Source organism: Pseudomonas sp. PHC1, from assembly GCF_046487845.1.
GTDB classification, from domain to species: Bacteria; Pseudomonadota; Gammaproteobacteria; order Pseudomonadales; family Pseudomonadaceae; genus Aquipseudomonas; species Aquipseudomonas sputi.
The window spans coordinates 97,186-117,961 of record NZ_JBJXHJ010000009.1; the positions used below are offsets into that span (position 1 = coordinate 97,186).

17 protein-coding genes and 1 other RNA gene are annotated in these 20,776 nt (G+C 62.5%); 8 read left to right on the top strand and 10 right to left on the bottom strand.

The annotated features are described in order from the left end of the window. The first annotated feature begins 4 nt into the window (after positions 1–4). The 7 genes from ACKJSM_RS14720 (at position 5) to ACKJSM_RS14750 (ending at position 7,064) form a co-directional block, all read left to right on the top strand. Entirely contained in the window at positions 5–544 is a 540-nt protein-coding gene (locus ACKJSM_RS14720; RefSeq protein WP_236181992.1) for a FixH family protein, read from the top strand. Positions 545–677: 133 nt separating this feature from the next. Continuing rightward, a complete protein-coding gene (locus tag ACKJSM_RS14725; protein WP_410238088.1) occupies positions 678–3,128 on the top strand; it encodes a heavy metal translocating P-type ATPase in 2,451 nt (816 codons plus the stop codon). Positions 3,129–3,150: 22 nt separating this feature from the next. After that, a complete protein-coding gene (ccoS, locus tag ACKJSM_RS14730) occupies positions 3,151–3,363 on the top strand; it encodes a cbb3-type cytochrome oxidase assembly protein CcoS (protein ID WP_410238089.1) in 213 nt (70 codons plus the stop codon). Next, on the top strand, positions 3,356–4,039 hold the full coding sequence (locus ACKJSM_RS14735) for a sulfite exporter TauE/SafE family protein (RefSeq protein ID WP_410238091.1): 684 nt from the start codon (positions 3,356–3,358) through the stop codon (positions 4,037–4,039). Before ccoS ends, ACKJSM_RS14735 begins: the two co-directional genes overlap by 8 nt. An 82-nt stretch (positions 4,040–4,121) precedes the next feature. Next, the gene (gene hemN, locus ACKJSM_RS14740; RefSeq protein ID WP_192564137.1) at positions 4,122–5,504 is read left to right on the top strand and encodes an oxygen-independent coproporphyrinogen III oxidase; all 1,383 of its coding nucleotides are present in this window, start codon (positions 4,122–4,124) and stop codon (positions 5,502–5,504) included. A 198-nt stretch (positions 5,505–5,702) separates the two neighbouring features. Continuing rightward, positions 5,703–6,437 (top strand): fumarate/nitrate reduction transcriptional regulator Fnr, encoded by a 735-nt coding sequence (gene fnr, locus ACKJSM_RS14745; protein ID WP_007951654.1) that lies wholly within the window; start codon positions 5,703–5,705, stop codon positions 6,435–6,437. Positions 6,438–6,515: 78 nt separating this feature from the next. Next, the gene (locus ACKJSM_RS14750; RefSeq protein ID WP_003223345.1) at positions 6,516–7,064 is read left to right on the top strand and encodes an adenine phosphoribosyltransferase; all 549 of its coding nucleotides are present in this window, start codon (positions 6,516–6,518) and stop codon (positions 7,062–7,064) included. 58 nt (positions 7,065–7,122) lie between these two features. Here the strand turns inward: ACKJSM_RS14750 and ACKJSM_RS14755 are convergent, their stop codons facing one another. The 5 genes from ACKJSM_RS14755 to dnaX all read right to left on the bottom strand — a co-directional run bounded on the left by ACKJSM_RS14755 (position 7,123) and on the right by dnaX (position 12,813). After that, entirely contained in the window at positions 7,123–8,271 is a 1,149-nt protein-coding gene (locus ACKJSM_RS14755; protein WP_410238093.1) for an acyl-CoA dehydrogenase family protein, read from the bottom strand. A 71-nt stretch (positions 8,272–8,342) separates the two neighbouring features. After that, positions 8,343–8,945 carry a recombination mediator RecR gene (gene recR, locus ACKJSM_RS14760; protein ID WP_007951652.1) on the bottom strand — a complete coding sequence of 201 codons (603 nt, stop codon included), beginning with the start codon at positions 8,943–8,945 and terminating at the stop codon, positions 8,343–8,345. A 66-nt stretch (positions 8,946–9,011) separates the two neighbouring features. Continuing rightward, positions 9,012–10,046 carry an NADP-dependent oxidoreductase gene (locus tag ACKJSM_RS14765; protein WP_410238095.1) on the bottom strand — a complete coding sequence of 345 codons (1,035 nt, stop codon included), beginning with the start codon at positions 10,044–10,046 and terminating at the stop codon, positions 9,012–9,014. A gap of 270 nt (positions 10,047–10,316) precedes the next feature. After that, on the bottom strand, positions 10,317–10,655 hold the full coding sequence (locus tag ACKJSM_RS14770; RefSeq protein ID WP_236181986.1) for a YbaB/EbfC family nucleoid-associated protein: 339 nt from the start codon (positions 10,653–10,655) through the stop codon (positions 10,317–10,319). A gap of 67 nt (positions 10,656–10,722) precedes the next feature. Beyond that, on the bottom strand, positions 10,723–12,813 hold the full coding sequence (dnaX, locus tag ACKJSM_RS14775; protein WP_410238097.1) for a DNA polymerase III subunit gamma/tau: 2,091 nt from the start codon (positions 12,811–12,813) through the stop codon (positions 10,723–10,725). A gap of 145 nt (positions 12,814–12,958) precedes the next feature. Here dnaX and ACKJSM_RS14780 point away from each other — a divergent pair, with 145 nt between their 5' ends. Beyond that, positions 12,959–13,708 (top strand): substrate-binding periplasmic protein, encoded by a 750-nt coding sequence (locus ACKJSM_RS14780; protein ID WP_410238099.1) that lies wholly within the window; start codon positions 12,959–12,961, stop codon positions 13,706–13,708. Positions 13,709–13,717: 9 nt separating this feature from the next. On the opposite strand, the gene ACKJSM_RS14785 is transcribed toward ACKJSM_RS14780, so the two are convergent. The 5 genes from ACKJSM_RS14785 to zipA all read right to left on the bottom strand — a co-directional run bounded on the left by ACKJSM_RS14785 (position 13,718) and on the right by zipA (position 20,649). Continuing rightward, entirely contained in the window at positions 13,718–15,676 is a 1,959-nt protein-coding gene (locus ACKJSM_RS14785) for a hypothetical protein (RefSeq protein WP_410238101.1), read from the bottom strand. Between the two features lie 217 nt (positions 15,677–15,893). Then, positions 15,894–15,990: signal recognition particle sRNA small type (gene ffs / locus ACKJSM_RS14790), an RNA gene on the bottom strand. A gap of 111 nt (positions 15,991–16,101) precedes the next feature. Beyond that, positions 16,102–17,268, bottom strand: coding sequence for a putative zinc-binding metallopeptidase (locus ACKJSM_RS14795; protein WP_410238102.1), 1,167 nt, complete (start codon positions 17,266–17,268; stop codon positions 16,102–16,104). Positions 17,269–17,336: 68 nt separating this feature from the next. Then, positions 17,337–19,694: an NAD-dependent DNA ligase LigA gene (gene ligA / locus ACKJSM_RS14800; protein WP_410238104.1), complete on the bottom strand. Its 2,358-nt coding sequence runs from the start codon at positions 19,692–19,694 to the stop codon at positions 17,337–17,339. 88 nt (positions 19,695–19,782) lie between these two features. Continuing rightward, the gene (gene zipA, locus ACKJSM_RS14805; protein WP_064378762.1) at positions 19,783–20,649 is read right to left on the bottom strand and encodes a cell division protein ZipA; all 867 of its coding nucleotides are present in this window, start codon (positions 20,647–20,649) and stop codon (positions 19,783–19,785) included. Between the last annotated feature and the right edge of the window lie 127 nt (positions 20,650–20,776).

The window sequence follows — 20,776 nt, forward strand, 5'->3', positions numbered from 1 at the left end:
GAACATGCCCGCAGCAAACACCGCAAGTCCCTGGTACAAGCACCTTTGGCCATGGATCATCATCGGGATTCTGGCCTGTTCGGTGACCCTGACCCTGTCCATGGTGACCATTGCGGTGAACAACCCGGACAACCTGGTCAACGACAACTACTACGAGGCCGGCAAGGGCATCAACCGTTCGCTGGATCGTGAGCTGCTGGCGCAGACCCTGAAAATGCGCGCCGCCGTGCATCTGGATGACGTCACCGGCGAAGTCGACCTGCGCCTGAGCGGCGACAGCCAGCCGAAAACCCTGGAGCTGAACCTGATCTCGCCGACCCAGCCGGAGAAGGATCGCAAGATCGTCCTGGCCCGCAGCGAGTCCGAACAGGGCCGCTACATCGGCCAGTTGAGCGACAAGATCGAAGGCCGGCGTTTTGTTGAGTTGCTGGGCACTCAGGACGATCACGTGTGGCGGATGTTCGAAGAAGAAGTGGTCAGCCATGACCAGGATTTGTTGCTGGGTGATGAGCCACTGCAGGGTGCTGAAGACCTGAAGAAATAAGCCTTACTCTGATCGTTCCCACGCTCTGCGTGGGCACGCAGCCAGGGACGCTCCGCGTCCCAGCCGAAGCGGACGCGGAGCGTCCAGGGAGGCATTCCCACGCGGAGCGTGGGAACGATCATCGGAACGCCTCATGACCATTCCAATCCCCTGCTACCACTGCGCCCTGCCCGTCCCGTCCGGCAGCCGCTTCACCGCCATCGTGCTCGGGGAGTCCCGCGAGTTCTGCTGCCCGGGCTGTCAGGCGGTGGCCGAAGCCATCGTTGCCGGTGGGCTGGAAAGCTATTACCAGCATCGCAGCGAAGCTTCGGCCAATCCCGAAGCGCTGCCGGTGCAACTGGTCGATGAGCTTGAGTTGTACGACCGCGCCGACGTGCAGCAACCCTTCGTCCGTCACGAAGGTGAACTGGCCGAAACCACGTTGTTGATGGAGGGCATCAGTTGCGCCGCGTGCGGCTGGCTGATCGAGAAACACCTGCGCACCCTGCCGGCCGTGGCCGAGGCGCGGCTGAACCTGTCCAACCATCGCCTGCATGTGCGCTGGGCTGACACTCAGTTGCCACTGAGCCAGATCCTCAGCGAACTGCGCCACATCGGCTACGCCGCGCACCCGTATCAGGCCGACCGCGCCAGCGAGCAGCTGGCCAGCGAAAACCGCCTCGCCCTGCGTCAGCTCGGGGTCGCCGGGCTGCTGTGGTTCCAGGCGATGATGGCGACCATGGCGACATGGCCGGAATTCAACATCGACCTCAGCCCGGAGTTGCACACCATCCTGCGCTGGGTCGCGCTGTTCCTCACCACGCCGATCGTGTTCTACAGCTGCGCACCGTTTTTCAAAGGGGCCATGCGCGATTTGCGCACTCGCCATCTGACCATGGACGTCTCGGTGTCGCTGGCGATCGGCGCGGCGTATATCGCCGGGATCTGGACCTCGATCACCGGGGTCGGCGAGCTGTATTTCGACGCAGTGGGCATGTTCGCGCTGTTCCTGCTCGCCGGGCGCTACCTCGAGCGCCGCGCCCGGGAACGCACCGCCGCGGCCACCGCGCAACTGGTCAATCTGCTGCCGGCCTCGTGCCTGCGCCTCGACGACGCCGGCCAGAGCGAACGCATCCTGCTCAGCGAACTGCGCCTCGGTGACCGGGTGCTGGTGCAACCGGGCTCGGTGCTGCCGGCGGACGGCAAGATCCTCGATGGGCAGTCGAGCATCGACGAGTCGGTGCTGACCGGCGAATACCTGCCGCAACCGCGCACCAAGGGCGATGCCGTCACCGCCGGTACGTTGAACGTGGAGGGCGCGCTGACCGTCGAGGTCCAGGCGCTCGGCCAGGACACACGGCTGTCGGCCATCGTCCGCCTGCTCGATCGCGCCCAGGCGGAAAAACCACGGCTGGCGGAAATCGCCGACCGCGCCGCGCAGTGGTTTCTGTTGCTGTCGTTGATCGCCGCAGCCGCCATCGGCCTGTTGTGGTGGGAGCTGGATTCATCGCGGGCATTCTGGATCGTCCTTGCCATGCTGGTCGCGACCTGCCCCTGCGCCCTGTCACTGGCGACGCCGACCGCGCTGACCGCCGCCACCGGCACCCTGCACAAACTCGGCCTGCTGCTGACGCGCGGCCATGTGCTGGAAGGTCTGAACCAGATCGACACAGTGATCTTCGACAAGACCGGCACCCTCACCGAAGGCCGACTGGTGCTGCGTTCGATCCGCCCGCTCGGTGCCCTCGACAGCGATCAATGCCTGAGCCTCGCCGCCGCCCTGGAAAATCGTTCGGAACACCCGATCGCCCGCGCCTTCGGACGCGCGCCGCTGGCCGCCGAAGACGTCCACAGCACGCCGGGCCTGGGGCTTGAAGGGTTAGTCGGCGAACAGCGCTTGCGCATCGGCCAGGCGGATTTTGTCTGTGTTCTCAGCGGCGCGCCTTTGCCGACGATGCCGAAGGAGCCGGGGCAATGGCTGCTGCTCGGTGACCGTCAGGGGCCGCTGGCTTGGTTCGCCCTCGACGACCGGCTGCGCGACGACGCCCCCGCGCTGCTCGCCGCGTGCAAGGCACGCGGCTGGCGCACGCTGCTGCTGTCGGGCGACAGTTCGCCGATGGTCGCCAGCGTCGCCGCCGAACTGGGCATCGACGAGGCCCGTGGCGGTTTGCGTCCGGACGACAAGTTGCAAGTGCTGCAACAACTGCACAAGGACGGCCGCAAGGTGTTGATGCTCGGCGACGGGGTCAACGATGTGCCGGTGCTGGCCGCCGCCGACATCAGCGTGGCCATGGGCTCGGCCACCGATCTGGCGAAAACCAGTGCCGACGCGGTGCTGCTGTCCAACCGGCTCGAGGCCTTGGTGCAAGCCTTCACGCTGGCCCGCCGTACCCGTCGGGTGATCATCGAGAACCTGTTGTGGGCGGCGCTGTACAATGGCCTCATGTTGCCGTTCGCCGCCCTCGGCTGGATCACTCCGGTGTGGGCCGCCGTCGGCATGTCGATCAGTTCCCTGACCGTGGTGCTCAACGCCCTGCGCCTGACTCGCCTGCCGAGTGCGCCGGCCGTCAACGCTTCGTCAGAAACCCGCCCGCTGCCGGCCTGAGCCGCGCGGGCATGGAGTACAGATGCCAGCTCTCTACGTGATGATTCCGGCCGCGCTGCTGATCTTGGCCATCGCCGTCTACATCTTCTTCTGGGCGGTGGACAGCGGCCAGTACGACGACCTCGACGGCCCGGCCCACAGCATCCTGTTCGACGATCAGGACCCGAACCACACCGCCGCCGTGGACGAAGCCAACCCGGTCAAACCGGACGACAAGGCGCCACCCCATGCTTGAACTGGCGCCACTGCTGGTGTCTGCGTTGATTCTCGGGCTGCTCGGCGGCGGCCATTGCCTGGGCATGTGCGGGGGCTTGATGGGCGCGCTGACCCTGGCGATCCCCAAGGAGCAACGCAGCCGACGTTTTCGTCTGCTGCTGGCCTACAACCTCGGGCGGATTCTCAGCTATGCCATGGCAGGCTTGCTGATCGGGCTGGCGGGTTGGGCGGTGGCCAACAGTCCTGCCGCGCTGTTCATGCGGGTGCTCGCCGGTCTGCTGCTGATCGCCATGGGCCTGTATCTGGCGGGATGGTGGAGCGGTCTGACCCGCATCGAGGGCCTCGGGCGCGGGCTATGGCGCTACATTCAACCTGTCGCCAATCGCCTGCTGCCGGTGTCGAGCCTGCCCCGGGCCTTGCTGCTTGGCGCACTGTGGGGCTGGCTGCCGTGCGGGCTGGTTTACAGCACGCTGTTGTGGTCGGCCAGTCAAGGCAATGCGTTGGACAGTGCCTTGCTGATGCTCGCCTTCGGGCTCGGCACCTGGCCTGTCTTGCTGGCGACCGGCCTCGCCGCCGAACGGGTCACCTCACTGCTGCGCAAACGCAGCGTGCGCATGGCCGGTGGTCTGCTGGTGATCCTCTTCGGCATCTGGACCCTGCCGGGGCCGCACCAGCACTGGCTGATGGGCCACTGATCCCGTTGATGCAAATCAAGATGCCTTTTCGCGCCCTCCCCTAGACTCGCCACACTGCCAGCCTATCCGGGGGAATGCCCGCATGCTCGACGCCATTCGTTGGGACACCGATTTGATCCGCCGCTACGACCTGGCGGGGCCGCGCTACACCTCGTACCCGACGGCCGTGCAATTTCACAGTCAGGTCGGCACCTTCGACCTGTTCCACGCCCTGCGCGACAGCCGCAAGGCGCTGCGCCCGTTGTCGCTGTACGTGCACGTGCCGTTCTGCGCGAACATTTGTTACTACTGCGCCTGCAACAAGGTCATCACCAAGGATCGCGGCCGAGCGTTGCCGTATCTGCAACGGCTCGAACAGGAAATCCAGCTGATCGCCTGCCACCTTGATCCGGCGCAGAAAGTCGAGCAACTGCACTTCGGTGGCGGTACCCCGACCTTTCTCAGCCACGATGAGTTGCGCCAGTTGATGGCGCACCTGCGCAAGCATTTCAATCTGCTGGACGATGACTCCGGCGATTACGGCATCGAGATCGATCCACGCGAAGCCGACTGGTCGACCATGGGCCTGCTGCGCGAACTGGGTTTCAACCGGGTCAGCATCGGCCTGCAGGACCTCGATCCGGCGGTGCAACGGGCAGTCAATCGCCTGCAAAGCCTGGAAGAAACCCGCGCCGTGATCGATGCGGCGCGCACCCTGCAATTTCGCTCGATCAACATCGACCTGATCTACGGCCTGCCCAAGCAGACTCCGGACAACTTCGCCCGCACCGTCGAGGAAGTCATCAGCCTGCAGCCGGACCGGCTCTCGGTGTTCAATTACGCGCACCTGCCGGAACGTTTCATGCCGCAGCGGCGGATCAACGGCAACGAACTGCCGAGCCCGGCGCAGAAACTGGAAATGCTGCAACGGACCATCGAACAACTGACCGCCGCCGGCTACCGCTACATCGGCATGGACCACTTCGCCCTGCCCGACGATGAACTGGCGATTGCCCAGGAAGAATCAACCCTGCAACGCAATTTCCAGGGCTACACCACCCACGGTCACTGCGACCTGATCGGTCTGGGCGTGTCGGCCATCAGCCAGATCGGCGATCTGTACTGCCAGAACAGCAGCGATCTCAATCACTACCAGAACACCCTCGCCGGTGCGCAACTGGCCACCAGCCGAGGCCTGGTGTGCAACGCCGATGACCGCCTGCGTCGCGCGGTGATCCAGCAACTGATCTGCAATTTCAGCCTGGACTTCGCCGAAATCGAGCGCCGCTTCAACATCGATTTTCAGGGCTACTTCGGCGCGCTCTGGCCGCAATTGCAGGGCATGGCGCAGGACGGCCTGATCGAACTGGATCGCGAGCGCATCACTGTGCTGCCGGCCGGGCGCCTGTTGGTGCGCTCGGTGTGCATGGTGTTCGACGCGTACCTGGAACAGCAAAACCGCCAGCGTTTCTCGCGGGTGATTTAACTTTTCAAGCACCACGCAGGGGTTGCCTATGTAGAACGGTCATCGAAACGGTGCCTTGCACGCCGTCCGAGACACGTTTATCAGCCGTCATCCCTGCGGCGTTTTGCCGGTGGGGCAATCTCGCCACAGACTGGCCTGAATGTCTTCCAGTGGGTTACCCTTACGCCTTATGTGTGTTTTCCCACAAGGATCCAAGAAATGTCCGAGCCAGTTAAACTGCGCGCTCATAACCAGGCTAATTGCAAGGATTGCAGCCTGGCCCCTCTCTGCCTGCCACTTTCACTGAATCTGGAAGACATGGATGCGCTGGACGAAATCGTTAAACGTGGCCGCCCGTTGAAAAAGGGTGAGTTCCTGTTCCGCCAGGGCGACACCTTCGATTCCGTTTATGCAGTACGCTCCGGCGCCCTCAAGACCTTCAGCCTGAGCGACACCGGCGAAGAACAACTGACCGGCTTCCACCTGCCGAGCGAGCTGGTCGGGCTGTCCGGCATGGACACCGAGAAACACCCGGTTTCCGCCCAGGCCCTGGAAACCACTTCGGTCTGCGAGATTCCGTTCGAACGCCTCGACGAACTGGCCCTGCAACTGCCGCAGTTGCGCCGTCAGTTGATGCGCGTGATGAGCCGCGAAATCCGTGACGACCAGCAAATGATGCTGCTGCTGTCGAAGAAGACCGCCGACGAGCGCATCGCCACCTTCCTGGTCAACCTGTCGGCGCGTTTCCGCGCTCGCGGCTTCTCGGCCAACCAGTTCCGCCTGAGCATGTCGCGCAATGAAATCGGCAACTACCTGGGGCTGGCGGTAGAAACCGTGTCCCGGGTCTTCACCCGCTTCCAGCAGAACGAACTGATCGCCGCCGAGGGCAAGGAAATCCATATCCTCGACCCGATCCAGCTCTGCGCCCTGGCCGGCGGCTCGCTCGAGGTCTGATCTCGACCCGCGGCCGAGCGTATCGTTTCAGCCGCGGGTATACTGCGCCGTTTGCAGCCCTGCCAGGACACCTCGACGATGGTCTTCGACTCCTTCGACATCAAATCCCTGATCCGCCCCGTGATCGACTTCCCGAAACCGGGCGTGATCTTTCGCGACATCACCCCGCTGTTCCAGTCGCCCAAGGCCCTGCGCCTGGTGATGGACAGCTTCGCCCACCGTTACGTCGAAGCCGACTTCACTCACATCGGCGCGATGGATGCGCGTGGTTTCCTGATCGGTTCGGTACTGGCCTATCAGCTGAACAAGCCGCTGGTGCTGTTCCGCAAGCAGGGCAAGTTGCCGGCAGACGTGCTGGCTGAAGGTTACGCGACCGAGTACGGCGAAGCGTTTCTCGAAGTGCACGCCGACAGCCTGTGCGAAGGCGACTCGGTGGTGATGTTCGATGACCTGATCGCCACCGGCGGCACGCTGATCGCAGCGGCCAACCTGATTCGTCGCATGGGTGCCCGTGTTCATGAAGCGGCGGCGATCATTGATCTGCCGGAACTGGGTGGCTCGCAGCGTCTTGAGGACATGGGGATTCCGACGTTCTGCCTGACGCAGTTTGCGTTGACTGACAAGTAATCAGCCCCGCGCCGCGATCGTTCTCACGCTCCGCGTGGGAACGATCAAACACCGAAGATTACAGTCCCATCTGTTTGCTGATGATCTCGTTCATCACTTCCCGCGTCCCGCCGCCAATCGACAAGATGCGGTTATCCCGATACAGCCGCTCCACCAGGCTTTCGCGCATATAACCCAACCCGCCAAGAATCTGCACCGCCTCGTTGGTGATGCGGTCCGAAGTGTCCGTGGCGAAGTTCTTGGCCATGGAAATCTCCTTGATCACGCTCTGCCCCGCCGCCATTTTCGCCGCCTGCCGGTAGGTGAACTCCCGCGAGACTTCCAGCGCCGTGGCCATTTCCGCGAGGCGATGCTTGATCACCTGGAACTTGCCGATGGGTTTACCGAACGCTTGCCGCTCCTTCGCCCACTTCAGGCTTTCTTCCAGTGCCAGTTGCGCGGTCATGTTTGCCATCAGCGCCAATGCCAGACGTTCGCTCTGGAAGTTGCCCATGATGCAGGCAAAACCCATGTTCTGCGCGCCAATCAGATTTCCTACAGGCACCCGGCAATCGTCGAAGAACAATTCAGCGGTGTCCGACGCCCACCAGCCCATTTTCTTCAACTGCCGGCCGACAGTGAAACCTGGCGTGCCCTTCTCGATCAGCAACAGGCTGATGCCGCCAAAACCGGGCGCGCCGGTGCGCACTGCGACGGTGTAGTAGTCGGCTCGCACGCCACTGGTGATAAAGGTTTTGCTGCCGCTGACCCGGTAATGATCGCCATCGCGTACGGCGCGGGTCTGCAGGTTGGCGACGTCGGAACCGCCGCCCGGCTCGGTGACGGCCAAGGCGCTGATTTTTTCGCCCCTGAGCACTTGAGGTACGACGCGGTCCCGCACTTCAGGGCGGGCCCATTTGACGACTGGCGGCAGACCGATATCGAGCGAACCAAGCCCGGCCACCAGCCCGCCGGAGCCGCAGCGCATCAGTTCTTCGCTGGCGGCGATTTTGGCGAACAGGTCACCTTCGTGACTGCCGCCCAGCGCTTCGGGGTAACCGATGCCGAGGATACCGGCCGCACCGGCCTTGAGATAAAGCTCACGGGGAAAGCTTTCGGCTTCTTCCCACGCATTGATGTCCGGCAGGATCTCGCGCTCGACGAAACGTCTGACGCTGTCGCGGACCATTTGGTGGCTGGGGTCGAAGTATTCCTGGAAGGCGGGCATCGGCGAACTCCATGGAAGGGTTCGCCGAACTTAACCGAGCGCTTGCTTGGTTTTCAACCGGATTGTGTGACTCAGAGAGAAATCGGTTTACGCCCGGCAAACGAGTGAGCCAGCGTGCCACCGTCCACCAGCTCCAGTTCGCCGCCCAGCGGTACGCCGTGAGCGATGCGCGAGGCGATCAGGCCTTTGTTCTGCAGCAACTGGGCGATGTAGTGGGCCGTCGCTTCGCCTTCCACGGTCGGGTTGGTGGCGAGGATGACTTCGGTGAAGGTGCCCGCCTCTTCGATCCGTGCCATCAATTGCGGAATGCCGATGGCTTCCGGGCCCAGGCCGTCCAGCGGCGACAGGTGCCCCTTGAGCACGAAGTAACGCCCACGGAAGCCGGTCTGCTCGACCGCGTAAACATCCATCGGCCCCTCTACTACGCACAGCAGCGTGTCATCGCGGCGGGTGTCGGCGCATTGCGGGCACAGGTCGTCTTCGGTCAGCGTGCGGCACTGACGGCAGTGTCCGACCCCTTCCATGGCCTGGCTCAAGGCCTGGGCCAGGCGCGTACCGCCGCTGCGGTCACGTTCGAGCAACTGCAACGCCATGCGCTGGGCAGTTTTCTGACCCACGCCCGGCAAGGTTCGCAGGGCGTCGATCAGTTGGCGAATCAAAGGGCTGAAGCTCATGGGGAAAAAGTCCGACAAAACAACGAGACGCGGTTTATACCCGCGCCTCCGGCCAGCGTCAAATCCTCAGTCCTGGGCGACCTTCACCACCAGTTTGCCGAAGTTGCGCCCCTCCAGCAGCCCGATAAACGCCTCAGGCGCCTGCTCCAGGCCCTCGACCACGTCCTCGCGGAATTTCACCTTGCCATCGCGCACCCACGGCACCATCGCGCTGATGAATTCCGGCTGACGATCACCGTAGTCGTCGAACACGATGAAGCCCTGAATCCGTACGCGCTTGGTCAGCAACGTGCGTTGCAAGGCGGGCAAACGATCCGGGCCTTTCGGCGCTTGCGAGGCGTTGTAGCCAGCAATCAGGCCGCACAGCGGGATCCGCGCCTTGGGATTGAGCAGCGGCACGACCGCATCGAAGACATGTCCACCGACGTTTTCGTAATAGATGTCGATGCCATTGGGACAGGCCTTGGCCAGTTGCTCGGCGAAGTCCGGCGCCTTGTGATCGATACAGGCGTCGAAGCCCAGTTCCTCGACTACGTATTTGCACTTCTCGGCTCCACCGGCCACGCCGACGGCACGCAGGCCCTTGATTTTGGCAACCTGACCGACCACCGAGCCCACTGCGCCGGACGCGGCGGCGACCACCAGGGTTTCACCCTCTTTCGGCTGGCCGATGTCCATCAGGCCCATGTACGCGGTCATGCCCGGCATGCCCAGCACGCCGAGGGCCATCGACGGGCTCGGCAGCCCGGACGGGATCGGGATGATGTTGCGGCCATCGCTGATGCTGTGGCTTTGCCAACCGGTCGCACCGACGACCAGATCGCCCGGATGAAATTTCGGATGACGCGACTGTTCGACCCGGCTGACAGCGCCGCCGGTCATCACTTCGCCGATTTGTACCGGCGCCGCGTAGGACGGCGCGTCACTCATACGACCGCGCATGTAGGGATCAAGCGACAGGTACAGGGTCTTGAGCAACACCTGGCCTTCTTCCAGGTCTGGCAGCGCCTCGCGCTCCAGACGGAAGTTCTCGGGGGTCGGCGCGCCCACCGGCCGCGAGGCCAGCACGAAGCGTTGATTGAGTGTCAGAGGGTCGGACATGTCAGCATCTCCTGTGAATGATGAATTCGGTGGTATAGGGAGCAGACCTTGGTGGGCATGGTGCGTTCCGCTTGATAAGCGTTGGTCGAGGCGTCGAATCGTCCACTTGGGAATGCCCTATCGGACGCTCCGTGTTTGGCTTCGGATTGGGGACGCGAAGCGTCCCGGGCTGCATTCCCACGCAGAACGTGGGAACGATCGGGCGGAAACAAAAAATGCCAGGCGCGATGCCTGGCATTTTTTGTAGCTCATCCAACCCGCAAAGGCGAATCAGAACGGCAGTTTCATACCGGCCGGCAGGTTCATGCCAGCGGTCATGCTGCCCATTTTCGCCTGGCTGTTGGCTTCGACCTGACGCACGGCGGCGTTGACGGCAGCAGCCACCAGATCCTCGAGCACTTCACGGTCGTCTTTGTCCAGGCCCGGCAGTACGCTCGGGTCGATGCTGACTTTTTTCACGTCATGACGACCGGTCATCACCACGGTGACCAGATCGCCACCGGCCTTGCCGGTGACTTCGGCGTTGGCCAGTTCTTCCTGCATCTTGGCCATTTTTTCCTGCATCTGCTGCGCCTGCTTCATCAGGCCGGCCATGCCACCTTTCATCATGGGAATCACCTCAAACGTACTTGGATCAAAACAGCGCCCGCCCCTAAAGGCCGGACGCCCTCAGTTATTAGCCCTGACTGACCAGGGCGTCGACAGGTTCAATAGTATCGTGTCGCACGACCGCACCGAACTGCTGCACCATCTGCTGGATGAACGGATCGCCGTGGATCGATTCCTCCGCCTCGCGCTGACGGTTGGCACGGCGCCGGGACGCGGCCTGGGCCGGGGTTTCCTGCTCGGGCTTGATCAGCTCGATGGTCAGGGTCAGCGTGCGCCCGTGGAACTGGTTCAGCGCATCGTTCAGGCGACGCTGCTGGGTGGCGTTGAACAAGGCGCTGTGGGCCGGGTCCAGGTGCATCAGCCAGTGATCGCCATCGACCGCGATCAGCGTGCAGTTGGCGGCGATGCTGCCGGTCATGCCGGAAATCGGCAGTTGCGGGAACAGCTCCAGCCATTGCAGGGCCAGACCGGTGGCCGGCGCGGCGGCAGGTTCCGGCTCGGGCTCCGGGGCCGGTTCTGCAGCATGTTCGCTGGCCAGATCGTCGAGGTAACTGTAGGCCGAATCCATGTCCGGCTCGATGTAGTCCTCGTCAAGCGGCGGCTCGTCGTCCATGTCCACGCCCGGCGTGGCGGCATCGACTTCGGCCACTGACGGTTCGGGGATCGGCGCAGCGGCCCACTCCGGCGCGTCCGGCACGACGCTGTCCGGGGTCGGCAGCGGCATTGGCGGCAGCTCCGGTTGTTCGGCGGCGGTTTCCAGTACAGGCTCGACCACTGGCTGCTGCACAGGCGCCGGTTCTACCGGGTCATTCCACGGCAGATCGACGACGTCCTCAACGGCAACCGGCTCTGGCTCTGGCTCAGGAACGGGTTCAGGCGCAATCACCTGGGCAACCGGTGCAGGTTCGGGAGCAGGTGCAGGCGCAACCACCGGCGCTGGCGTGGGTGCAACAGCCGCAGCAACTACCGGCGCAGGCTTCGGCGCGGCAGCCACTGAATTTGCGGAATCAACTGTGGCCTGGCTGATTCCCACTGGCTTTAGCGGTTGCCTCGGAGCGTCCGCCGTGTCTGCCGGCCGGAAGGCCAGCATCCGCAGCAGGACCATTTCGAAACCACCTCGCGGATCGGGCGCCAGCGGCAAGTCGCGGCGGCCGATCAGGCCCATCTGGTAATAGAACTGCACGTCTTCGGCCGGCAACGCCTGGGCCAGTGCCAGCACCCGGTCACGGTCGCCGTGGCCGTGGCCGTTGTCGACACCTTCCGGCAAGGCCTGGGCGATGGCGACGCGGTGCAGCACATTGAGAATTTCCGAGAGCACGCCGTTCCAGTCCGGGCCCTGTTCGGCCAGGTGACGCACGGCCTCGAGCAACGCCTTGGCGTCACCTTCGATCAGCGCGTGCAGCACGTCGTAGACCTGACCGTGATCCAGCGTACCAAGCATCGCCCGCACGTCGGCGGCCAACACTTTGCCTTCACCGAAGGCGATGGCCTGGTCGGTCAGGCTCATGGCGTCACGCATCGAACCGTCCGCCGCGCGACCGAGCAGCCACAGGGCGTCGTCTTCGAACGGTACGTTTTCGGCGCCCAGAACGTGGGTCAGATGCTCGACCACCCGCTCCGGGGTCATGTTCTTCAGGGAGAACTGCAGGCACCGCGACAAAATCGTTGCCGGAAGTTTCTGCGGGTCGGTGGTCGCCAGGATGAACTTGACGTAGGGCGGCGGCTCTTCAAGGGTTTTGAGCAGCGCATTGAAGGAATGGCTGGAGAGCATGTGCACTTCGTCGATCAGGTAGACCTTGAAGCGCCCGCGGCTCGGGGCGTACTGCACGTTGTCGAGCAGTTCGCGGGTGTCCTCGACCTTGGTCCGGCTCGCGGCGTCGATCTCGATCAGGTCGACGAAACGGCCTTCATCGATCTCGCGGCACACCGAACACTCGCCGCACGGGCTTGAAGTGATACCTGTTTCACAGTTCAGGCATTTGGCGATGATTCGTGCAATCGTGGTCTTGCCGACCCCGCGCGTACCGGTGAACAGGTAGGCGTGGTGCAGGCGCTGGCTGTCCAAGGCATTGATCAGAGCCTTGAGCACATGGGTCTGGCCGACCATTTCGCGGAACGAGCGCGGACGCCATTTACGTGCAAGAACCTGATAACTCATCGAAAACCGTCGCGGCAAAGGAAGCAGAAGCGGCTAATGCTAGCGGAGCAAGGGCAAAATTGCATCCGGTGTGCTCGTCTATTCTGGCTAAGCTGCATGTGCGAGGGCTTTTGTCGGCTCGGGATCGGGAATTACCGGAGCGTTTATGCGGTGGGCCGTGGGGGCATTACTGGGATTGAGCCTGAGCGCGATGGCGTCACAACCGCCGCTGCGCTTCGTCGTTGCCGACAGCTGGGCGATGCCGATGGTGCAGATCGAACGCGGCCGCCCGACCCAAGGCATCCTCTACGACATGATGCTCAGCCTGGCGACCCAGGTCGGCGTGCCGGCGCAATTTCACGTCCTGCCCCGCGCCCGGGTGCAGAACGCCATGGAACACGGCGAAGTCGACGTGCGCTGCTTTGCCGCACAATCCTGGCTGCCGAACCTGTCCGGGGATTACATCTGGAGCCTCCCGCTGTTCTTCCAGCGCGACCTGCTGATCAGCCGTCGGGACCCACCACCCAGCGTCGACCCGGCCCACCTGCCCCGCCAGTCGATCGGCACCGTGCTCGGTTACACCTACCCCACGCTGCAACCGATATTCGACGCCGATCGGCTCTGGCGCGAAGACGCGCGCAATCAGGAGCAGGTGCTCGACAAACTGCTGGCCGGTCGCTACCGCTATGCGGTGAGCAATCAATGGACACTGGACTGGTTCAACCAGCGCCTGCAGCCGGCGCAACAACTGCAAGCGGTGGCAGTGCTGCAGGAGCAGAAGATCGGCTGCTATGTGCGCAATGATCCGAATGTGCCGGTGCAGCGGATAATGAGGACGTTGCAGCGGATGAAAATGTCCGGGGAGATTGATGACATTATTCGGTTGTATACCGGGGGGTCGAGTAATGAACCGTGAGCCAGCCTCTCAATGCCCCGCCGTATCGCGAAATTTCTGATATTCGTGATACTCGACCCACGCGACCACATCGTACGGCACATAAAGCTTCTGTCTGGCGCGGGAGATGGCAATGTACACGGCGCAGATCCGCTGATCGAACGCGTAGGCATCCTTGAATTGCTCGTTGGTCAGCAAGCCCGGCGTCAGTAGCACCTTGTCGAACTCCATACCCCCCGCCTCTTCCGCGAGCATCAGCAGGCAGCCATTGCCGGTGTTGTCGATCATTCGGTTCAGGCGTGTCAGGTCGGCAATCATGAAACCGTTTTCCAGCTTGGCCTTGACCCGCAGAAATGATTCGTCGAACTGATTGGCGTCACAAACGGCCTGCCAGTCAGGCAGGTCGCTGAAGTACGGATGCACGCCGTTTTCACTGAATTCGGAACGGTAGAAGTCAGGCTTGAACCGTTCGATGGCGGTGGCCATGAAATGCTTGAGATCATCCTGGGTTGGCTTGTCCGGGAATCTGAACTTGCAATTGGTATCGTGCAGGTGGATAGCCCAGATCATTGTGTCCCACGGTGAGGCTGTCAGCACCACACAGCCCTCGGGCGGCACAAAACCTTCCGGATATTCCTTAATCATGACGTCAGCATCACTGGCGCCTTCGAACGGCATCTTGCCCTTCTGCGAATGCCGGGCGATCAGCGGATTGACCAGCCGCTCGACATTGCGACCCGAGCGCACGGAATAACTGATATCGCTCTGGCGAACCTCTCGGTGCCGTTTGACCGGAACGCCGCTGGCCTGCTGGTACTCGTCGCCGAGGGTGATCAGCACCTGCCGGCCGCGTTCGATGATCTGCAACAGCGAGCCGGGAATGTCCTGGCTTTCGTCGATCAGCACGTGCGTGTAGCGCGCGGGCACCACGCAACCGGCAATGCAGGCCCGCTTGATCATCAGTAGCGCTTCGAAACCGGTCTGGCCGCCCCACGCCGGATTGAGTTCGAGGTAGCCCCACACCCGGCTCGAATATTCCAGCAGCACTTGAGCGTCCACGCTGGAGAGCGGCTGATTGAAATGCGGCAGATGCTTCGCTGAAAAGGTGTGATCGCGAAAGCGACAGTAGCGCTCGATCACCTTGAGGCACAATTCAAGAGTCGCCTGCCCGTCGTGGTGGCGAAAACCGAAGATATTCAGTTCCTGCGCCAGCGCCTGGCGACTGAGGATCCGAGTCGCTCCTTCAGCCTGAGGCCTGCGCCCGAGCATCAGCGACTGCGCAAACGCCAGGAAGGTCTTGCCGGCCTTCTTCTCGCTCGGCCCCACCATCCGCTGACGAAGGACCTCCAGCTTGGCCGGTGTGCGCGCCAACAGTAAGGTCTTTTCCGGGCGCAGGTGTTCCAGCAAGGCCACCAGCAGATGGCTTTTGCCGATCCCGGCGTAGCCCTGAACGTGCAGGTCTTCGTCCAGGTTGGCGCGAAAGGTTCTGACCAGTTTGTCCTGTGCCGGGCTCAACCAGCGCTCGCGCTGTCGGGGCGTCACTATCGGCTGGCTGAACGGATCATGGCTGCGATGGCGCTGAACCTTGTATTCGAAGTCCCACTGGCCGTCGGGCAACAAGTAGTCGCGTGCGGATACTTCTTCGGCCAACAGAAAACGCAGGTTCAGAGGCTTGAGAACCTTCAGGCCGAAATACAGTTTGCGCGGGTCGAACAGACGTTGGGCTTCTGACAGCAGGCCTGCTGTCGTTGACTGACGGTTTTGCGCAGCCCAGGACAAGAGCCTGGCCAGAATCTTCTCCGCTGCCACGGCGCCGAGATCCTGCTCTTTCGTTTGCACCAGGTTCTGGATCACCAGCACGGCCGCCAACTCTGGATCGGTCAGGGTTTCGAGCGCTGTGGTGCCCCCCGCCTGCAAAAGGTTCGTGCAGGTTTCTTCCGTCAGAGGCAAGAACACGGGGCTGGATAAATCGGAATGTTCCGGGAGCATAAAACCTCGCGACCAGGGTGCAGACCTTACACGGTCGATCCTGGCCAGACTCTTCATTTATTTCGGTGGTGGCGAGTATGCGGGATTGAAGAGGCGTCGACACCTCCGCGAGCGGGGTGTTTGGGTACGAAACGCCAAATCGCAGGCATAAAAAAACCGCAGTGGGCGAAACCCATGCAGTTCGGTCTGATTCGTTCGAGGGTCGTTAAGGTGGCAACCCTACCAGCCACACCCCGGCACACAATGTCACCGCTGCGGCTGCTCCCTTCCAGGCCTGACCGGGTTCACGGCTGATCGTTGCGGGGGGACCGATAGGGTCACCATAACGACGCTCACCTGTCGGCGAGCCGCGCCATTGTACCTATCTGAGACGAAGTTACAACCGCTCGTTGCAGATTAAAAATATGAAGGGCTTCAAGCACTTGCTATTGCGCCTGCAGCACCTCGTCCGCCCGGCCGCCCTCCTGCTGGATCACCAGATGAATGAAGTGCAGCTTGGCGATCGCCGCCGGCGGCAGGACGAAGGGATAAAAATCCGGCTGACCCATGCTGCGCGACAGTTCGTTGAGCATGCCGGCCAGTTCGATCCATGCGTTGACGAACGACAGGAACGCCGCGCCGCCAGGATGCTCGGGGTCATACAGCGTGCTCGACGGAAACGGCTGGTAATCGAGATCCATCTGCCGGGCGCTCATGCCAAAACCCAGTGCCGTGTCCACCGCGTCCATCATGTGCAGGTAATGCGCCCAGGTTTCCGCCCAGTCTTCCCACGGGTGCATAGTGGCGTAGGCGCTGACGTAGTGCTGCGACCAGTCCGCCGGCGCGCCCTGTTGATAATGCCGCTCCAGCGCCTCGGCATAACTGGCGCGTTCGTCGCCGAACAGGTTGCGGAATGAATCAAGCCACGGGCCGTTGTCGATCAGGCGATCCCAGTAGTAATGCCCGACCTCATGGCGAAAGTGCCCGAGTAGCGTGCGATAGGGTTCATGCATCTGCGCCCGGACGCGCTCGCGGTGGGCGTCGTCGGCTTCTGCGATGTCGAGGGTGATCAGGCCGTTGGCGTGGCCCGTCATGGGCCCGTTGCCTTGCAGATCGACGCCGATGAAATCAAAGGCCAGGCCGGTGTCTTCATCGACCGTTTTCGGAACGACCGGCAGACCGAGGCTGATCAGTTGCGCCATCAGTCGCCGCTTGGCGATTTCAACCTTGCGCCAGCGTTCGGGGTTTTCCGGGACGGACAGATCGGGGATGGTGCGATTCAGAGCGCAGGCAGAGCACAGGGTGTCGTGATCGTTGGCGGGCAGCAGCCAGTTGCAGGCCGCCGGGGTATCGAGGTTGGCGCAACGGCGGAACAGCCCGGCCTCGGGATCGACATCCAGCGTCCAGGTGCCCTCTTGCGGCCCCGGTTGCAGCGAGGTCAGACGACTGTGTTCCGGTTGATAACCCAGCGCCGCGCTGCAAGCCAGGCACTGGCTGTTGCGAAAGAACAGCGACTGACCGCAGCGGCACGGCCAGACTTTGCTGTTGCGCGAGGATTCGCCCATGAACGGCGCGACGATGCGGGAACTGAGCTGCTCGAAAAAGCGGTACATGGCGATCTCTCCCTTGGGCTTGCCAAGACTAGATCATTCCCGCGAGTTGATCGTTCCCGCGCATTGCGTCAGGCAGAAATACCGTGTCCTTTGAGGAACGCGATAAACGCCTCTTCGTCCATCACTTTCACGCCCAGTTCGTTGGCCTTGGTCAGTTTCGAGCCGGCACCCGGTCCGGCCACCACGCAATGGGTCTTGGCCGACACGGAACCGGCGACCTTGGCGCCGAGACTTTCCAGATGCTCCTTGGCGACGTCGCGGCTCATCAGCTCGACCTTGCCGGTCAGCACCCAGGTTTCGCCGGCCAGTGGCAGGCCTTCGACGACTTTCTTTTCGCTTTGCCAATGCATGCCGAAATCGCGCAGTTGCTGCTCGGCAGACTCCGCAAGCTGACGATGCCCGGGCAAGGCGAAAAACTCGCGAACCGCGTTGGCCTGTTTCTCCGGCAATGCCTGGCGCATGTCCAGCCAGTCAGCGTTCATCACCCCTTCCAGCGATTCGAACCTGTCCGCCAGTTTCTGCGCCCCGCCCGGCCCCACCGAAGGAATGTGCAGCTTGTCGAGGAAGCCGCCCAGCGTTGTGCTTGCGGCAAACTCGGCGCCCAACTCACCCTGATCCTGAATCTCTAAACCATGGCCCAGCAACTCGGTAATAACCTGCTGGTTGTGCGCATCTTCGAAGAAGCTGTGAATCTCGTGGGCCACTTCCAGGCCGATGTCCGGCAGGTACGTCAGCACTTGCGGCAAGGCTTGCTGGACGCGCTCCAGCACCCCCAGCGAACGCGCCAGCACCTTGGCGGTCTCCTCGCCGACATCCGGGATGCCCAGCGCATAGATGAAGCGCGCCAGCCCCGGCTTCTTGCTGTCCTCGATAGCGGCCAGCAACTTGTTGCTCGACACTTCGGCAAAACCTTCAAGATCGACGATGTCATCGAACTTCAATGCATAAAGATCGGCCGGCGAACTGACCAGACCTTCGTCCACCAACTGCTCGACGCTCTTGTCGCCGAGGCCTTCGATGTCCATCGCCCGACGGGAGACGAAGTGAATGATCGCCTGCTTGAGTTGCGCACCGCAGGCCAGTCGGCCGACGCAGCGGTACACCGCGCCTTCGCTGATGGTTTCCTTGCCCTTGCTGCGCTTGACCAGTTGCGTGCGCTCGACGTGGGAGCCGCAGACCGGGCAGCTCTCGGGAATCTGCACAGGGCGCACATCTTCCGGACGACGCTCCATGACCACTTGCACCACTTGCGGAATCACATCACCGGCGCGGCGAATGATCACCGTGTCGCCGATCATCAGGCCCAACCGGGCGACTTCGTCCATGTTGTGCAGCGTGGCGTTGGCCACGGTGACGCCGGCAACCTTGACCGGTTTCAACCGCGCCACGGGCGTGACGGCGCCCGTGCGGCCGACCTGGAACTCCACGTCGAGCAGTTCGGTGAGTTCTTCCATGGCCGGGAATTTGTGGGCAATGGCCCAGCGCGGCTCCCGGGCGCGAAAACCCAGTTCACGCTGGTCGGCAATGCTGTTGACCTTGAACACCACACCGTCGATTTCGTAGGCCAGCGCGTTGCGGCGCTCGCCAATATCACGGTAATAATCCAGGCATTCGCCGATGCCTTTGGCCAGTTTCAATTCATGGCTGATCGGCAGGCCCCAGGCTTGCAGCTGCTTGAGGTTACCGATGTGGGTATCGGCGATGTCGTGGGACACCTGGCCGATGCCATAGCAGCAGAACTCCAACGGGCGGTTGGCGGTGATCTTCGAATCCAGCTGGCGCAGGCTGCCGGCGGCGGCATTGCGCGGGTTGGCGAAGGTCTTGCCGCCGACTTCCAGTTGCGAAGCGTTCAGGCGCTCGAAACCGGCCTTGGACATGAACACTTCGCCGCGCACTTCCAGCGTCGCCGGCCAGCCCGTGCCGTGCAGCTTCAGCGGGATGTTGCGCACCGTGCGCACGTTGACGCTGATGTCTTCACCCGTGGTGCCGTCGCCGCGCGTAGCGCCGCGCACCAGCACGCCATCCTGATACAGCAGGCTGACCGCCAGACCATCGAGCTTCGGTTCGCAGCTGTATTCCACCGCCGCGCCACCGCCAAACAGATCGCCGACCGGCAGATCCAGCCCTTCGGTCACCCGGCGGTCGAACTCGCGCATGTCGGTTTCTTCAAAGGCGTTGCCGAGGCTGAGCATCGGCACTTCGTGGCGCACCTGGCTGAACGCGGTCAGCGCCACGCTGCCCACGCGCTGAGTCGGTGAGTCGCTGGTGATCAGCTCCGGGTTGGCCGCTTCCAGCGCCTTGAGCTCGTGGAACAACCGGTCGTACTCGGCATCCGGAATGCTCGGTTCATCAAGGACGTGGTAACGGTAGTTGTGCTGATCGAGTTCAGCGCGCAGCGCTAGAATGCGGTCTTTGGCGGCAGTCATGGGTGTTCTCTCATAAAGCAAAAGAGCAGCCGAGGCTGCTCAATCTGTTTTTGCCGATTGCCTCTTTATGACGAGGCAACCTTTTCAATCAACGCTTCTGGGTCAGGGCGCGACGTTCGAATTCGACGATGCGCTGACGGTAGTGCTCGATGGTCTGCGCGGTCAGGACACTGCGCTGGTCATCTTTCAATTCGCCGTTCAGTTCCTGAGACAGCTTGCGGGCCGCCGCGACCATCACGTCGAAGGCCTGCTTCGGATGACGCGGGCCTGGCAGGCCGAGGAAGAAGCTCACCGCCGGGGTGCTGAAATGGTCGATGTCGTCCAGATCGAAGATGCCCGGCTTGACCGCATTGGCCATGGAGAACAGTACCTCGCCGTTGCCGGCCATGCTTTCGTGACGGTGGAAAATATCCATCTCACCAAAACGCAGACCGCTTTCCAGAATGTTCTGCAACAGCGCCGGGCCCTTGAAGCCGGCCGGGTCGCGGCAGATCACGCTGATCACCAGCACTTCTTCTGCTTGCGGCTGATCTTTATCGGCCACCGCAGGCGACGACTTGGCGGCAGGCTCGACGAAATCATCGTCGCGGCTGCTGAAGCTCGGGCCGCCGTCCAGATCCAGATCGAGGTTCAGGTCGCCCTGGGCCGGGCCGTTGCTACCACGCTTGCCGCGCTTGGAACCGGATTCGCGAGGCTCGCGTGCTTCGCGGGCCGGCATGCTCACCGATGGCAGATCGTGTTCGTCCAGTTGTGGCTCTTTATGAGTATCCAGCACGCGGGCCGGGCCCAACAGCTCGGCGCTGGTGTCCTCGTCCGGCAGGTTGGACAGACTTCGGTCAAGGCGGAATTTCAGTTTTCCCTTGCCGCCGCGCATACGGCGCCAGCCATCGAAAAGAATACCGGCTATCACAATGATGCCGATGACGATCAGCCACTCGCGCAGACCGATTTCCATGTAATCCCGTGCCTCTATAAAAAATGCTGAAAAATAAGGGGTTTACACTGTGCAAACCGCTTTAAAACGTGGCGCCAACTCTATGTTCTGACAGGCGTTTTGCCCACGTATACGAAAAATTGACATT

Coding starts and splice junctions, on each gene's coding strand:
- ACKJSM_RS14735 (WP_410238091.1), top strand. CDS start 3,356: ATGCTTGAACTGGCGCCACTGCTGGTGTCTGCGTTGATTCTCGGGCTG.
- hemN (WP_192564137.1), top strand. CDS start 4,122: ATGCTCGACGCCATTCGTTGGGACACCGATTTGATCCGCCGCTACGAC.
- ACKJSM_RS14780 (WP_410238099.1), top strand. CDS start 12,959: ATGCGGTGGGCCGTGGGGGCATTACTGGGATTGAGCCTGAGCGCGATG.
- ACKJSM_RS14770 (WP_236181986.1), bottom strand. CDS start 10,655: ATGATGAAAGGTGGCATGGCCGGCCTGATGAAGCAGGCGCAGCAGATG.
- zipA (WP_064378762.1), bottom strand. CDS start 20,649: ATGGAAATCGGTCTGCGCGAGTGGCTGATCGTCATCGGCATCATTGTG.
- fnr (WP_007951654.1), top strand. CDS start 5,703: ATGTCCGAGCCAGTTAAACTGCGCGCTCATAACCAGGCTAATTGCAAG.
- ACKJSM_RS14755 (WP_410238093.1), bottom strand. CDS start 8,271: ATGCCCGCCTTCCAGGAATACTTCGACCCCAGCCACCAAATGGTCCGC.
- ACKJSM_RS14750 (WP_003223345.1), top strand. CDS start 6,516: ATGGTCTTCGACTCCTTCGACATCAAATCCCTGATCCGCCCCGTGATC.
- recR (WP_007951652.1), bottom strand. CDS start 8,945: ATGAGCTTCAGCCCTTTGATTCGCCAACTGATCGACGCCCTGCGAACC.
- ACKJSM_RS14795 (WP_410238102.1), bottom strand. CDS start 17,268: ATGTACCGCTTTTTCGAGCAGCTCAGTTCCCGCATCGTCGCGCCGTTC.
- ACKJSM_RS14785 (WP_410238101.1), bottom strand. CDS start 15,676: ATGCTCCCGGAACATTCCGATTTATCCAGCCCCGTGTTCTTGCCTCTG.
- ccoS (WP_410238089.1), top strand. CDS start 3,151: ATGCCAGCTCTCTACGTGATGATTCCGGCCGCGCTGCTGATCTTGGCC.
- ACKJSM_RS14725 (WP_410238088.1), top strand. CDS start 678: ATGACCATTCCAATCCCCTGCTACCACTGCGCCCTGCCCGTCCCGTCC.
- dnaX (WP_410238097.1), bottom strand. CDS start 12,813: ATGAGTTATCAGGTTCTTGCACGTAAATGGCGTCCGCGCTCGTTCCGC.
- ACKJSM_RS14765 (WP_410238095.1), bottom strand. CDS start 10,046: ATGTCCGACCCTCTGACACTCAATCAACGCTTCGTGCTGGCCTCGCGG.
- ACKJSM_RS14720 (WP_236181992.1), top strand. CDS start 5: ATGCCCGCAGCAAACACCGCAAGTCCCTGGTACAAGCACCTTTGGCCA.
- ligA (WP_410238104.1), bottom strand. CDS start 19,694: ATGACTGCCGCCAAAGACCGCATTCTAGCGCTGCGCGCTGAACTCGAT.